The 14,439-nt window shown below is 41.9% G+C and carries 12 protein-coding genes and 1 tRNA gene; 3 read left to right on the forward strand and 10 right to left on the reverse strand.

Features of this window, described 5'->3' with window-relative positions; translation table 11 throughout:
• On the forward strand, positions 1 to 200 hold a 200-nt coding region (locus A3GE_RS11180), incomplete at its 5' end, for an ATP-binding protein (protein WP_018356386.1).
• Between the two features lie 219 nt (positions 201 to 419).
• Here the strand turns inward: A3GE_RS11180 and A3GE_RS0106170 are convergent.
• The 5 genes from A3GE_RS0106170 to glyQ form a co-directional block, all read right to left on the reverse strand.
• Positions 420 to 496, reverse strand: a tRNA-Ile gene (locus A3GE_RS0106170).
• A gap of 86 nt (positions 497 to 582) precedes the next feature.
• Entirely contained in the window at positions 583 to 2,649 is a 2,067-nt protein-coding gene (gene glyS / locus A3GE_RS0106175) for a glycine--tRNA ligase subunit beta (RefSeq protein WP_018356387.1), read from the reverse strand.
• A 271-nt stretch (positions 2,650 to 2,920) separates the two neighbouring features.
• Positions 2,921 to 3,118 carry a hypothetical protein gene (locus tag A3GE_RS11185; protein ID WP_018356388.1) on the reverse strand — a complete coding sequence of 66 codons (198 nt, stop codon included), beginning with the start codon at positions 3,116 to 3,118 and terminating at the stop codon, positions 2,921 to 2,923.
• A gap of 3 nt (positions 3,119 to 3,121) precedes the next feature.
• Positions 3,122 to 3,775, reverse strand: coding sequence for an FABP family protein (locus A3GE_RS0106185; RefSeq protein WP_018356389.1), 654 nt, complete (start codon positions 3,773 to 3,775; stop codon positions 3,122 to 3,124).
• A gap of 46 nt (positions 3,776 to 3,821) precedes the next feature.
• Positions 3,822 to 4,730, reverse strand: coding sequence for a glycine--tRNA ligase subunit alpha (gene glyQ, locus A3GE_RS0106190; protein WP_018356390.1), 909 nt, complete (start codon positions 4,728 to 4,730; stop codon positions 3,822 to 3,824).
• A 195-nt stretch (positions 4,731 to 4,925) separates the two neighbouring features.
• On the opposite strand from glyQ, the gene A3GE_RS0106195 reads away from it, so the two are divergent.
• Positions 4,926 to 6,869 carry a TonB-dependent receptor plug domain-containing protein gene (locus tag A3GE_RS0106195; protein WP_018356391.1) on the forward strand — a complete coding sequence of 648 codons (1,944 nt, stop codon included), beginning with the start codon at positions 4,926 to 4,928 and terminating at the stop codon, positions 6,867 to 6,869.
• Positions 6,870 to 6,949: 80 nt separating this feature from the next.
• Here A3GE_RS0106195 and ispH read toward each other — a convergent pair whose 3' ends face one another.
• From ispH to murJ, 5 genes are all read right to left on the reverse strand, one after another.
• Positions 6,950 to 7,894, reverse strand: a complete 945-nt coding sequence (gene ispH, locus A3GE_RS0106200; RefSeq protein ID WP_018356392.1) for a 4-hydroxy-3-methylbut-2-enyl diphosphate reductase — start codon at positions 7,892 to 7,894, stop codon at positions 6,950 to 6,952.
• Entirely contained in the window at positions 7,891 to 8,409 is a 519-nt protein-coding gene (gene lspA, locus A3GE_RS0106205; RefSeq protein ID WP_018356393.1) for a signal peptidase II, read from the reverse strand. Before lspA ends, ispH begins: the two co-directional genes overlap by 4 nt.
• 66 nt (positions 8,410 to 8,475) lie before the next feature.
• Positions 8,476 to 11,301, reverse strand: a complete 2,826-nt coding sequence (ileS, locus tag A3GE_RS0106210; protein WP_018356394.1) for an isoleucine--tRNA ligase — start codon at positions 11,299 to 11,301, stop codon at positions 8,476 to 8,478.
• A 15-nt stretch (positions 11,302 to 11,316) separates the two neighbouring features.
• On the reverse strand, positions 11,317 to 12,255 hold the full coding sequence (gene ribF / locus A3GE_RS0106215; protein WP_018356395.1) for a bifunctional riboflavin kinase/FAD synthetase: 939 nt from the start codon (positions 12,253 to 12,255) through the stop codon (positions 11,317 to 11,319).
• A gap of 46 nt (positions 12,256 to 12,301) precedes the next feature.
• Positions 12,302 to 13,876: a murein biosynthesis integral membrane protein MurJ gene (gene murJ, locus A3GE_RS0106220; RefSeq protein WP_018356396.1), complete on the reverse strand. Its 1,575-nt coding sequence runs from the start codon at positions 13,874 to 13,876 to the stop codon at positions 12,302 to 12,304.
• Between the two features lie 266 nt (positions 13,877 to 14,142).
• On the opposite strand from murJ, the gene rpsT reads away from it, so the two are divergent.
• Positions 14,143 to 14,406: a 30S ribosomal protein S20 gene (rpsT, locus tag A3GE_RS0106225; protein ID WP_005548279.1), complete on the forward strand. Its 264-nt coding sequence runs from the start codon at positions 14,143 to 14,145 to the stop codon at positions 14,404 to 14,406.
• Positions 14,407 to 14,439: the final 33 nt, after the last annotated feature.

Consider the following 14,439-nt stretch of genomic DNA (forward strand, 5'->3'; position numbering starts at 1 on the left):
GTGGGGCATTACTGTTTCATTTAATGAGTCAACTTCATGAAAATACCAGTGTTATCATTACGACAAACCTTGAGTTTTCAGAGTGGGGCACCCTATTTACTGAGGCAAAAATGACAAATGCACTTTTAGATAGGTTAATTCACCATTGCCATATTTTAGAAACGGGTAATGAATCTTATCGATTTAAACATCGTAATTAAGAAATAATAAAAGTGGATCACTTTTAAAGGATCTTTGTGGTTCAATTTTGGAAGATCATTGACACGTATAACTAAGCATATAACTAAAATCTGTAGCTGTAAACGTATAAACTCGTAAGAAAACGTATGAAGAAATAAAGTAAAATGGCGTTGAGGCTAGTGTTTATAAGGGTTTGGTTTATGAAAACGTAAGAAGAAATAAGATGAGAAAAGTCCGTTTGGTCCCCCCTACCGGACTTGAACCAGTGACCAAGCGATTATGAGTCGCCTGCTCTAACCGACTGAGCTAAGGGGGGAAAGTGCGGTGATTATAGAGAAATAATCCGTTGAAGTCTATAAGGAAAAGGATGGTCGCTGAAAAAACAACCACCCTTATACTCAATTATTGAAGCACGGAAATATCTGCTACTTGTAAGAACAAGCTTTGCAACGTATTCAGAATCGCTAAACGATTTTGGCGTAACGCCGGATCTTCTGCGTTCACCATTACAGTGTCGAAGAAATTATCCACCGGTGTACGTAAGTTAGCGAGTTTATCCAACACCTCTGTATATTTGCCTTGTGCAATTAACGGCTGCACGTCGGCTTTTAATGCCAGCACCGCTTCAGCTAAGGCTTTTTCCGCAGGCTCGACACAAGCGTTTAAATTAATCTCACCGATAGTAATATCCGCTTTCGCTAGAATATTTGCCACACGTTTATTTGCCGCGGCCAAAGCGTCTGCAGAATCTAAGGTACGGAAATGGGATACCGCACGCACGCGGGCATCAAAATCCGCTGGGCGGGTTGGGCGACGAGCCAATACCGCTTGAATAACATCCACTGCAATGCCTTCATCTTGATACCACGCGCGGAAACGCCCAAGCATAAAATCCACCACATCCGCAACCACATTTTTATTGGTGAGTTTATCACCGAAAAGTGCGGTGGCTTTTTGCACTAAATCTTCCAAATCAAGAGGGAGATTTTTCTCGACGATAATACGTAACGCCCCCAATGCAGCACGACGCAAAGCAAAAGGATCCGCACTGCCTTTTGGTGCTTGCCCGATACCGAAAATCCCAGTGAGGGTGTCGAATTTATCCGCTAATGCAACCGCACTTGCTACCAAGGATTTCGGCAACTCATCGCCGGCGAAACGTGGCATATATTGTTCGTTCAACGCTACCGCCACCTCTTCGTCTTCACCATCGTGGCGAGCATAGTGCATACCCATTACGCCCTGCGTATCGGTAAACTCAAACACCATATTGGTCATCAAATCACATTTTGACAGCAAGCCCGCCCGTTTCGCTTTGGCTTCGTCCGCCCCGATCTGTTTGGCAATTTCACCCGCAAGCTGTTCAATGCGATCCGTTTTATCACGCAATGTACCGAGTTGTTGTTGGAACAATACGGTTTCCAAACGTGGTAGGCGATCCACCAATTTTTGTTTTAAATCGGTTTTAAAGAAAAATTCCGCATCGGTTAAACGTGGACGCACCACTTTTTCGTTCCCTTCGATAATCGCACTTGGATCAGCTGGGTTAATATTCGACACGAAAATAAAGTGCGGTAATAATTTGCCCGCTTTATCATAAATCGGGAAATATTTTTGGTCGCCTTTCATTGTATAAACCAAGGCTTCCGCCGGTACGGCAAGGAAACGCTCTTCAAATTTCGCAGCCAACACGTTCGGATATTCCACCAATGAAGTCACTTCATCGAGTAAATCGTCCTCAATATCTGCCACACCACCAAGTGCGGTTGCTTTTTGTTGAGATTTTGCCAGAATTTCCGCTTTACGTTCGTTGAAATCGGCAATCACCGACCCCTTTTCACGCAATAATTGCGGATATTGATCAGCGTGTTGAATTTCAAATTCAGATTCGCCCAAGAAACGATGACCACGAATGGTGCAACCACTTGCCACACCTAAAATTTCACCTTCAATAAGTTCATCACCCAACAACATCGTTACAGTATGAACAGGGCGAATGAATTGCACGGTTTTATCCGCCCAACGCATCGGTTTTGGAATCGGCAATTTCGCTAAAGCGTTTGCCACAATCTCACCAAGCAAATTTTTTGTCGGCTGACCTTCAATTTTTGCCCGATGAACCAACCATTCGCCTTTGTCGGTAGCAAGGCGTTCCGCCTGATCAACGCTGATGCCGCAGCCTCTCGCCCAGCCCTCCGCAGCTTTGGTTGGCTTGCCTTCGGCATCAAACGCCGCCGATACCGCAGGACCGCGTTTTTCAATTTCTTTGCTCGGCTGTTGCGTAGCAAGTGCCAACACTTTCACCGCTAAACGACGTGGTGTAGCAAACCATTCAATTTTCTCAAAAGTTAAACCTGCTTGGTTCAATTCCGCTTGCACGTTATCCGCAAAGGCGGTGGCTAATGTTTTCAGAGCTTTTGGCGGCAGCTCTTCTGTACCGATTTCTACTAGAAAGTTTTGAGTTGTCATTGTTTTTCTCTTATCTAAAAATTCCGTGGGTTAAAACTATTATTTCTTCGTTTTTCACTTCATTAATTCGTTGCCATAATTTTCATTCCCGAGCAGTTTGATTGCTGCGTAATTTCTGAGCATTTTCCTTTAAATATTTTTCATAAGGCTGAATCATTCGCTAACTCGCCAATATCCAATCAAACTATAAAATATCAAATTCCAAAAACTAATTTTCCACTTCAAAATTATTTATGAATTTTGTCTTGTTCTTCGTTCTAATTGCACGCATTCACTTATAATGTTCTTCACTGTCAAGCGGTGATATACATCGTTGTTTTGTGTAAGAAAAACTTTCTCCGGCAGAAACTAAACAACCATACATATCCCGTTTTTCAATAATTTTTGTCGTTTGGGGTGTTTGGCTACAAGCACTTAAAACACCGGCAAAAATGACCGCACTTGCGGTCGTTTTGAGGTTTTTCTTCATTATTTATTTCGCTTCTTTTTGTGCCGCCAATGCGGTCGGATTTGGCGTAGCTTCTGCAATTTTAGTTAAACGGTTACGATCCGTGTGATGGAAAGGCTCGTCATAGTTCGGGATAATCATTACCGTATCCTGCTCGTAAGACCAAGTGCCGTCATCGTTGATTTTCACCTTAAGGGTGTAACTTTCCGTAGTAAAGTTTTGTTCAATAAACGGGTTAGAAATAATGCCATTGGTGAGTGAGCCCCGCACGGCTTTCACGGTAAATTCTTTTGCATCCGCTGCGGCATTTCCCGTTGCCATCAGGGTTTGTCCACGTGGAATACTTAAGGTGAAAAGAATATTACCCGTTGCCGGCTCCCATAACCAATAGCCCACTTGATCGTGGAAAGTTTCCACCTCATTGGGCTGAACAATACGGGTATGGTAGCGTAAACCATAAAAAAGCTGAGGACCGTTTGTTTGTGCATCAATGGGCTGTAATTCAATACGCTCGATATAGGGATCTTTCTCCGCACCTTCTGCTTTTGGATTGATATCCAACCCACGTTTGCCTTCCCAAATCCCAGCCATACCGGTTAAAGGACCAAGATTAGCTAAGGTGTTTACATCGGGTTCGGCTTCCGTGTAAATGTCTTTTGGATATTGGTAATCGGTCATTTTTATCTCCTGTTTAATCCTGTCTAAAGTGCGGTCGTTTTTCAGGTTATTTTTTACAACCTGGGAAACCTAAGGCTTCACGGCTGGCATAATAGGCCTCCGCTACCCCTTTGGTTAAGGCTCGAATACGTAAAATATAGCGTTGGCGTTCAGTCACTGAAATTGCTTTTCGTGCATCAAGCAAGTTAAAACTGTGCGCTGCTTTTAAAATGCGTTCATAGGCAGGCAATGGTAATGGTTTTTCTAATGCCAATAATTCTTGCGCTTCTTTTTCGTATTGGTCGAAACAGTAGAATAAGAAATCCGTATTGGCATATTCAAAATTATAAGTGGATTGTTCTACTTCATTTTGGTGGAATACATCGCCATAGGTGGTTTTACCAAGTGGGCCGTCTGACCACACTAAGTCATACACGCTATCCACGCCTTGAATATACATGGCTAAGCGTTCTAAACCATAGGTGACTTCGCCTGTCACCGGTTTACATTCTAAACCGCCCACTTGTTGGAAATAAGTGAATTGGGTGACTTCCATCCCGTTCAACCATACTTCCCAGCCCAAGCCCCAAGCACCAAGAGTTGGGTTTTCCCAGTTATCTTCCACAAAGCGAATATCGTTTTTGGTTGGATCAAAACCGAGCATTTCAAGGGAACCTAAATACAATTCTTGAATATTATCCGGTGAAGGTTTAATCACCACTTGGAATTGATAGTAATGCTGTAAGCGATTTGGGTTTTCACCGTAGCGACCATCAGTCGGGCGGCGTGAAGGCTGAACATAAGCAAATGCCATTGGCTCCGGGCCTAATGCACGCAATGCGGTCATTGGATGGGATGTGCCTGCTCCCACTTCCATGTCAAAGGGCTGAACAATAGTGCAACCTTGTTTTGCCCAATAATCTTGCAGGGCGAGAATCATACCTTGGAATGTTTTTACGTTGAATTGACTGCTCATAATCTTGAATATCAAATGTGATGAAAAAATGTCGCCATTATACTTGAAAGCAAGGGGCGGATAAAGGCGAAAAGTGCGGTGAGAAATAGGCGGGTTTTTATGAATGAAATTAACGCTTGATATGAAAAATCTCGATTAGGAAAGCAAAACCAGTTATGACAAAATACCCCTTTATTTAACCAAAGGAACATATCAATGAAAAAAAATCTAATCACAACCGCACTTTTGCTTGGTTCTTCCACTTTTGTCTATGGGGAGTCTTCCGACACAGAACTTCCGCCCATTAACGTTTATTCCGCTTATGCTACACCGGTCAATCAAGATCAAACCGCATCATCCGTTACCGTTTTGACTGAAAAAGATTTTGCATCACGTAATGCCACTTATGTGAGCGATGTGTTGAAAACCGTGCCGGGCGTGGCTATGGGAGTAAGTGGTGGGCGTGGAACTTCAACTAGCTTATTCTTACGAGGAGCGAATTCTAAACATACCGCGGTGATTATTGATGGTATTCGTGTAAATCCTGCTGATACTAACTTTGACTTTGGCGGATTATCTCTTAGCAATATTGAGCAAATTGAGGTATTGCGTGGCGAACAATCTGCTCTTTGGGGAAGTGATGCAATGGGGGGAGTGGTTTATATCACAACGAAAAGCGGTCTGTATAAAGACAAACCATTTAATATTGATTTTGATTTAGGTACAGGTTCACACCGTACACGTGATGGTTCAGTGACGATTGCTGGTCAAAAAGATGGTTTTTATTATGCCCTTCATGGTGATAGCCATCGTACTCGGGGTATTTCAGCACGTAGCGAACGTATATTTAATTATACAAGTATTGCAGGGAAAACAACCAGCAATGTACCAGCAAGTGAAAAAGATGGTTTCCATCGTGATCATCTGTCTCTACGCTTAGGTTTTGATGATGGTAAAAAAGGTATAGATTTTCTTACTTCACATTCTTCTCAAACACTACATTTTGATAATAGTGCAACAAATGAAAAAGCATTTGATGACAATACACATATCCGAGAAACTCATTACAAATTAAGTGGTTATGTAGGCAATTCAGATGACTTATTTGTTCATAAAGCATTGATAAGCCATATAAAAACAGACAATAATACAACCCAATATAGTTCATGGACATCTTCTGTGGGTAAAACAGAATATGAAAGCAAAAAATTAAATGCGAATTATCAGCTAGATATTAATTTTGATCGTGAAGGTGAAGTTAAACAAGCGATGAGTTTATTAGCTGATTATCAAAATACAAAATATATTGCTTCAACATATAATTTTAATAATAAAAAACTCACTGAAAAAAGTATTGCAGCCGAGTATCGTTTATTTACCGAATCAGATCACAGTCTTTCTTTCAGTGGACGTTATACCGACAACAGTTTATTTGAAAACGCTTTTACTGCTCGCATTGCCGGTGCTTACCGTTTATCGCCAAACTTTAAAGCTCATGCAAGTTTTGGCAAAGCCATTCATAATCCAACCATGTCAGAATTCTATGGTTGGGGTGGCACTTGGCTAGCAAATCCAAACTTGAAAGCTGAGAAAAGTCTAGGTGGTGAATTAGGTTTATTGATGGAAAGCAATAATAAGCACCATAGCTTAGATTTAACCTATTTTGCTCGTAATGTAGATAATTTTCTAAGTGACGAAAATTCAGTCTTGGGCGATTATTCTCGTGCGACTAACCGAGCAGTAAACCGCAATGGAAAAACAAAAATTAAAGGTATAGAAGTGACATATAGCGGTAAATTTACTAATAATCTTTCTGGCTACGCAAATTACACTTACACCTATATCAAATCTGAAAACGATCAGTATGGCTTAAATTATGTTCGCCGCCCTAAACATACAAGTAATCTTGGTTTAGCTTATCAAATCACTGAAAAGCTTGGCTCTAGTTTAAATGTTTCTTATATGGGCAAACGCCTTGATTCAGGTGATTTCAAAATGCCGTCTTACACATTGGTTAATTTAGGTGTGAACTATCAAATTATTTCAAACTTAAATATTTATGCTCATTTAAATAATGTTTTTGATAAAAAATACGAAAATATCATTGGCTACGGTCAAGACGGTCGCAATGTTTATGTTGGATTGAAAGGGTCGTTCTAAACCAAAAGTGCGGTCAATTTTAACCGCACTTTAGAACCACTTCATAAAAAACGGTATCCCAAATTCGATACCGTTTTTCTTTAATTTACTTCTTTAATTCGTAATTCTTTTGGTACTTCAAAGAACATATTTTCTTCCAGCCCTTGAAGTTCTTCCAATTCATTCGCACCAAATTCTTTTAAACGGGCAATGATTGATTGTACTAATTCTTCCGGTGCTGAAGCCCCTGCGGTAATCCCAATCGTTTCTACCTTATCAAACCAGTCCGGTTGAATATCGGCAGGATCGTCAAGGAGCTGTGATTGCACGCCCATACGGGAGGCTAATTCCGCCAAACGGTTAGAATTAGAGGAGTTTTTCGAGCCCACCACTAAAACAAGATCCGATAGTTTTGCCAACTCACGCACGGCTTCTTGGCGGTTTGTTGTAGCATAGCAAATATCATTTTTGTGAGGACCTTGGATTGAGGGATATTTTTCTTTTAATACTGAAATCGTTTCCGCCGTGTCATCCAAAGAAAGAGTGGTTTGGGTCATAAACGTCAGCTCATCGCTTTCTTGCACCGGTAAACGGGCAATGTCTTCGACGCTTTCAACCAGATAAATACCACCTTCATCATTGCTGTATTGCCCCATTGTACCTTCGACTTCCGGATGTCCTTTATGACCGATAAGAATCGCTTTCGTTCCTTTACGGCTAGCTCGAGCAACCTGCATATGCACTTTAGTCACTAACGGGCAAGTGGCATCAAAAACCTTTAATTGGCGATCTTTGGCTTCTTGGCGTACCGCCTGAGAAACGCCGTGAGCCGAGAAAATCACAATAGCGCCGTCCGGTACTTCACTCAACTCCTCAACAAAAATAGCGCCACGTTCACGTAAACCATTCACCACAAAACGGTTATGCACCACCTCATGACGCACATAAATCGGTGCGCCATGAATTTCAAGGGCAAGCTCTACAATGCTAATAGCACGGTCAACACCGGCACAAAAACCTCTTGGATTGGCTAAAATTATCTTCATTTTTGACCGCTCTTTTCTGTTTGTTTATCTTGTCCTTTTTTCTTTTCGCTTTTAAATGCATCCAGCATAAGCAAGCCCGCACCAATACAAATCGCCACATCTGCCACATTAAACACGGGGTAATGATAAATATCCCAATAAAAATCCAAAAAATCCACCACAAATCCGTGATAGGTGCGATCCACCATATTCGCCAATGCGCCGCCAATGATTAAGGCATAGGCGCTATTTTGTAGTTTTTGATCTGCGGTGTTTTTCTTTAAAAAATACATCAGCATCAGGGAAATACCGATAGCCAATACAATGAAAAAGTATTTTTGCCAGCCATCGTGATCGGCTAAAAAGCTGAAAGCAGCGCCGTAGTTACGCACATAAGTAAGATTGAATACAGGTAAGATATTAATGCTTTCGTATAAATCAAACTTCTGCACCACAAGATATTTCGTTAATAAATCAAGGGCAAAAGCCACCGCACTTAACCAAAGAAAGGAGAGACCGGATTTTGTTTTAGCCATAAAAAATTCCTAAATAAATGCAAAGTGCGGTCAAAATCAACCGCACTTTGAATATAACAAATCACATTATGCAAAATGGCGAATTTCACCATTACCTGCCACATTTTCCACACAACGTGGGCATAGCGCAGGATGTTGAGGATTGATGCCGATTTGGTCGGAATAATGCCAACAACGTGGACATTTTTCACCGCTTGAACGCACCACTCTCACCGCAATGCCCTCAAGTTCGCCTTCTGCTACCTCTGTTGGCTTATCCGCAAGTGGTTTGACTATGGCTTTTGAGGTAATGAGAACAAAGCGTAATTCATCACCAAGTTGTTCAAGCAATGCGCGGTATTCGTCATTGGCATAAAGGGTCACTTCTGCTTCTAACCCGCCACCAATCACTTTTTCATTACGGGCAATTTCCAACACTCGGTTCACTTCAGAACGTACATTAATGAGTTTTTGCCAATAGGCGTCATCTAATTTTTCGTTTTCACCTAATCCGAACAAGCCGGTGTAAAATTCTTCGGTGAAGACAAACTCCGCACGCTTATTTTCGATTGTTGGTAAATATTGCCAAATTTCATCTGCGGTGAAAGATAAAATCGGTGCCATCCAACGTACTAAGGCTTCTGAAATATGCCACAAAGCGGTTTGACAGCTACGACGAGCAAGGCTATCCGCTTTGGTGGTATATTGACGGTCTTTGATGATATCTAAATAGAATGATCCCATCTCCACGGAACAGAAACGCATTAAGCGTTGCACCACCGCATGGAATTGATAGTTATCATAAGCATCAATAATTTCTTTTTGTGCGTCCAATGCGCAAGCCACCGCCCAACGATCGAGGCTAATCATCTCTTCCGCTTTCACTAAATCACGTTTTGGATCAAAACCGTTTAGATTTGCTAACAAGAAACGCGCGGTGTTGCGAATACGGCGATAGCTATCTGCCGCACGTTTTAAAATTTCATCGGATACAGTCATTTCACCAGTGTAATCCGTTGATGCCACCCATAAGCGTAAAATATCGCCACCGAATTTATCCATCACTTCTTGTGGTGTCACAATGTTGCCGATGGATTTTGACATTTTTCGTCCTTGACCATCCACCGTAAACCCGTGGGTAAGCACCTGTTTATAAGGTGCTTTATTATCTGTTGCGGTAGAAAGCATTAAGGATGACATAAACCAGCCTCGGTGTTGATCTGAACCTTCCAAATACATATCCGCACTGTTGCCGGCAAATTCATCACGATTTGCCACCACGGAAGAATAGGTCGATCCTGAATCAAACCATACATCTAAGGTATCCGGTACTTTGCGATAATGTTCTGCATCCGCACCGAGTAATTCTTTTTCGTCCAAATCCCACCAAGCTTGAATACCGGCTTTTTCCACTCGTTTTGCCACTTCTTCAAGCAATTCTAAAGTACGAGGGTGTAATTCTTCCGTTTCCTTATGGACGAACATCGTCATCGGCACGCCCCAAGTACGTTGACGAGAAATACACCAGTCAGGTCGATTTTCCACCATTTTTTCAATACGCGCTTGTCCCCAACTTGGAATCCAGCGTACTTGTTTAATTTCTCCAAGCGCTTGTGGGCGTAGCCCTTTCACTTCCATACCGATAAACCATTGCGGTGTCGCACGGAAAATAATCGGGGTTTTATGACGCCAACAATGTGGGTAACTGTGCGTAATTTTTTCTACTTTCAATAAATTGCCCGTTTCTTGCAATTTTTCCACTACAAGGGGGTTGGCTTCAAATACGCCTTTACCGGCAAAAAATGGGGTTGTGGAAACAAATTTGCCGTCATTTGCCACAAGACATGCCATTGGCAAATCATATTTTTGCCCCACAATAAAGTCATCTAAACCGTGATCCGGTGCAGTATGTACCAAACCGGTACCACCATCGGTAGTAACATGATCACCTAAAACCACAGGCACACTATAATCGTTAAAAGGATGACGGAAACGAACTAACTCAAGGGCTTGACCTTTCACCGAACCCAATATTTCTATCTTTTCAATTCCAACAGCCTTCGCCACAGATTCAACAAGATCAGCCGCCAAAATCACTCTCTCATCGCCTAATTGAACAAGTTGATATTCTAGCTCCGCATTTATCGCAATCGCACGGTTAGAAGGAATTGTCCAAGGTGTAGTTGTCCAAATCACCGCAGAAAGTTTGCCGCTACCTTTGCCTTGTGCATTAAATTTGGCTTCAATTTCATCCGCACTTTCTGCCGGAAAACGGACATAAATAGACGGCGATACTTTGTCTTCATATTCCACTTCCGCTTCCGCCAAAGAAGAACCACAATCCAAACACCAATGGACAGGTTTTGAACCTTTATAGAGATGACCATTTTCAATCACTTTGCCAAGGGTGCGAATGATGTTGGCTTCCGTATCAAAATTCATCGTTAAATACGGATTATTCCAATCGCCCAAGACACCTAAACGAATGAAATCTTTCTTTTGACCTTCCACTTGTTCCGCTGCATATTCACGACATTTTTGACGAAATTCCGCCGCTGAAATTTTCTCGTTTGGTTTTCCCACCAAACCTTCCACTTTCAGCTCAATCGGTAAACCGTGACAGTCCCAACCCGGAATATAAGGGGAATCAAAGCCGAGTGCAGTCTTGGATTTAACAATAATATCTTTTAAGATTTTGTTTACTGCGTGACCGATATGAATACTCCCGTTTGCATAAGGAGGTCCATCGTGCAAAATAAAGGATTTTTTACCTTTTGCCGCTTCACGAATTTTTTGGTAAAGATTTTTCTCATACCAATTTTTCAACATCACAGGCTCGCGCTTGGCTAAATCACCACGCATTGGAAAACCTGTTTCCGGTAAATTAAGCGTGTTTTTGTAATCGACTGTCATTTTATTTTCCAATTTTTACTTTTTAAAATTCTTGCTAAAAAACGCTTTTGCGGTTTCAACATCCCGTTTAATCTGTGCTTTTAAATCATCAAAAGAGGAAAATTTCATTTCCTCTCTTATTTTATGGCAAAACTCAACCTCAACCTGTTCGCCATAAATCGTCTTTGAAAAATCAAATAAATGCACTTCTAATAATTGTATTACGCCATTAATCGTTGGGCGTCTTCCTATATTGGCGACACCGTTAAAAATCTCGCCGGATTTTAACCGCACTTTTACCACGTACACGCCTTGAATCGGATTCACTTGGCGATGCAAACGAATATTTGCGGTAGGAAACCCCAATGTTCTGCCTAATTTATTGCCATGAATCACACGACCAAAAATACGATAAGGTTTTCCTAACAAACTTTCTGCAAGGGATAATTCATCTTTTGCTAAGGCTTCCCGAATGGTGGTACTGCTAATACGTTGTTCATCCAAACAGAAACTGTGATTGTCTTCCACGGTAAAGCCGAAACGCTCTCCCGCTTTTTTTAACATGGCAAAATTGCCTTGACGGTTGGCGCCAAATTGAAAATCATCGCCAATACTTAAAAATTTTACGTGGAGCTGATTCACTAATGTTTGTTCAATGAACTGCCCTGCTGATTGTGCCGCAAAAGTGCGGTCGAATTTCGCTACAACTACCACATCCACATCGGCTTGCTGTAAATAATAGAGCTTATCACGCAAACGCATTAAACGAGCAGGCGCATTATCCCCCATAAAATATTCTCGGGGCTGCGGTTCAAACAATAGTACCGTCATGGGTAAATTTAATTCGTCCGCTTTTTGGCGAAGGTGGCGCAACACGGCTTGATGACCTAAATGCACACCGTCAAAGTTGCCGATGGTAAGCGCACAACCTTGTAACAGCCGGCTTGCATGGTGCAGCCCACGAATTAATTGCATTATTTTACCCACAAAAATGACAGAATTTCGGCATTATAACGATAAGTTAGTTTTTTGTCAGCAAATGGTGAGGACGAATACCCAAGAAAATCAACACCATCCCATAAACAATCGCTGCCAGTGCAATTAACCAAGCCAACCAATGGGTCCGTTGCATAAAACTCATGACCGCCCATTCACTAATCGTTGGAGTGTAATACCACACCGCCGCTCCCATAACACAGGCAGACAATAAAACTTTCACGAAAAAGACCGCACTTTGGCGTGAAAAATGATACACATCGGATTTCGCCAAACCACGATAAAGCAAGTAAGCATTAAGGGTCGCCGACATGGCTGAAGCCATGGCTAACCCCACATAGCTAAAGGGAATCGCCAATACATTAAATCCCATATTGCTCACCATGGCTATAATGCCGATTCTCACCGGTGTTTTGGTGTCTTGCCGCGCATAGTAGCCATTGGCAAGAATTTTAATCAGCATAAAACTCAACAATCCGGCATTAAACGCCCACAACGAATAGGAGGCGGCGTGCACATCCTTAAGTGTAAAACTCCCCCGCATAAAAAGCGTCAGTAACATAGGTTGAGCCAGTACGGCGATGCCTACCGCAGCCGGTACGCCAAGCAATAAAATCATTCGCACGCCCCAATCCATTGTGTTGCGAAAATCTACCGCACTTTGTTCGGAATTATCTTCCCTATTTACGTGATGACGTGCGAGTGTAGGTAAAATCACCGTAGAAATGGCAATGCCGAACAACCCGAGAGGAAATTCTAACAAACGATCTGAATAATAAAGCCAGCTAATAGATCCCGTCATTAAAAAACTGGCAATGACCGTATCCAGTAACAAATTAATCTGGCTGACGGATACACCAAACAACGCCGGAATCATCAATTTACGAATTTTTACCACGCCCTCATCGTGCCACGCCCATTTCGGTCTCACCAAAAGCCCGGCTTTTTTCATAAAAGGAATTTGGAATAAAAATTGCAATAAACCGCCAAGAAAAATCCCAATGGCAAGCGCAAGATCGGGATTATCCATTCTCGGCGCTAAGAAAAGTGCGGTCACAATCATCGCAATATTTAGTAACACCGGCGAAAAAGACATCACGCCAAACTTGCCCAGCGTATTCAATACTGCACCGAAAAGTGCAACAAAGGTGACAAACCACAAATAGGGAAAAGTAATTTTTAATAGTAAAGAGGCTTGTTCAAACTTATGGGCATCAGGGCCGTCATTCAGCCAATCGGTGAACCAGCCCATGCCAAATAATGCGGCAACAACAGGCGACCCCACCATCGCCAATAAGGTCACGATACTCACCAAACCGCCTAATGTGCCGGAAACTTTACCGATAAATTCACGGGTTTTGTCCAGATCACCCGTTTTACGATATTCTGCCAACACAGGTACGAAGGCTTGAGAAAATGCCCCTTCCGCAAACAAACGACGGAGAAAATTCGGAATACGGTTGGCAAATAAAAAAACATCAGCCGCCGCACCTGCACCAATCAGATGTGCGATGACGACATCGCGTACTAAACCTAACACACGTGATAATAATGTCATACTGCTGACAATCACGCCTGATTTTAAAAGTCGTTTACTCAAAACATTTTTCTCTTGGCTAAAAATTTTGCTTAATTGTATAGAAATTTTGTTTTTACGCTATATTCCACGTAAAAAAACTGATAAAATCCGCCCACATCGTTTGTGTGAGCCCCTATTGAAAGCGCTTGTAAAAATAACGATGCTTACTTTCGGTTGTGTCTCACCGAAATCAACACAAATTTTCCATTGACAAACGTATAAAAAATCGTCATATTGACGCCCTTTATTTTGTCACACTAATTAACAGAAATTTTAGGAGTTTGACCTTGGCTAATATCAAGTCAGCAAAAAAACGCGCGGTTCAATCTGAAAAACGTCGCCAACACAACGCAAGCCAACGCTCTATGATGCGTACTTACATCAAAAAAGTTTATGCTCAAGTAGCAGCAGGTGAGAAAGCAGCAGCTGAAGCAGCATTCGTTGAAATGCAAAAAGTTGTTGACCGTATGGCTTCAAAAGGCTTAATCCACGCTAACAAAGCAGCAAATCACAAATCTAAATTAGCTGCACAAATCAAAAAATTAGCGTAATTAAAACAGCTTAAAAAAAGACCGCACTTTGAT

Origin of the sequence: Rodentibacter pneumotropicus DSM 21403 (assembly GCF_000379905.1) — a bacterium.
Taxonomy (GTDB): Bacteria; Pseudomonadota; Gammaproteobacteria; order Enterobacterales; family Pasteurellaceae; genus Rodentibacter; species Rodentibacter pneumotropicus.

Coding starts and splice junctions, on each gene's coding strand:
- glyS (WP_018356387.1), bottom strand. CDS start 2,649: ATGACAACTCAAAACTTTCTAGTAGAAATCGGTACAGAAGAGCTGCCG.
- A3GE_RS11185 (WP_018356388.1), bottom strand. CDS start 3,118: ATGAAGAAAAACCTCAAAACGACCGCAAGTGCGGTCATTTTTGCCGGT.
- A3GE_RS0106185 (WP_018356389.1), bottom strand. CDS start 3,775: ATGACCGATTACCAATATCCAAAAGACATTTACACGGAAGCCGAACCC.
- glyQ (WP_018356390.1), bottom strand. CDS start 4,730: ATGAGCAGTCAATTCAACGTAAAAACATTCCAAGGTATGATTCTCGCC.
- A3GE_RS0106195 (WP_018356391.1), top strand. CDS start 4,926: ATGAAAAAAAATCTAATCACAACCGCACTTTTGCTTGGTTCTTCCACT.
- ispH (WP_018356392.1), bottom strand. CDS start 7,894: ATGAAGATAATTTTAGCCAATCCAAGAGGTTTTTGTGCCGGTGTTGAC.
- lspA (WP_018356393.1), bottom strand. CDS start 8,409: ATGGCTAAAACAAAATCCGGTCTCTCCTTTCTTTGGTTAAGTGCGGTG.
- ileS (WP_018356394.1), bottom strand. CDS start 11,301: ATGACAGTCGATTACAAAAACACGCTTAATTTACCGGAAACAGGTTTT.
- ribF (WP_018356395.1), bottom strand. CDS start 12,255: ATGCAATTAATTCGTGGGCTGCACCATGCAAGCCGGCTGTTACAAGGT.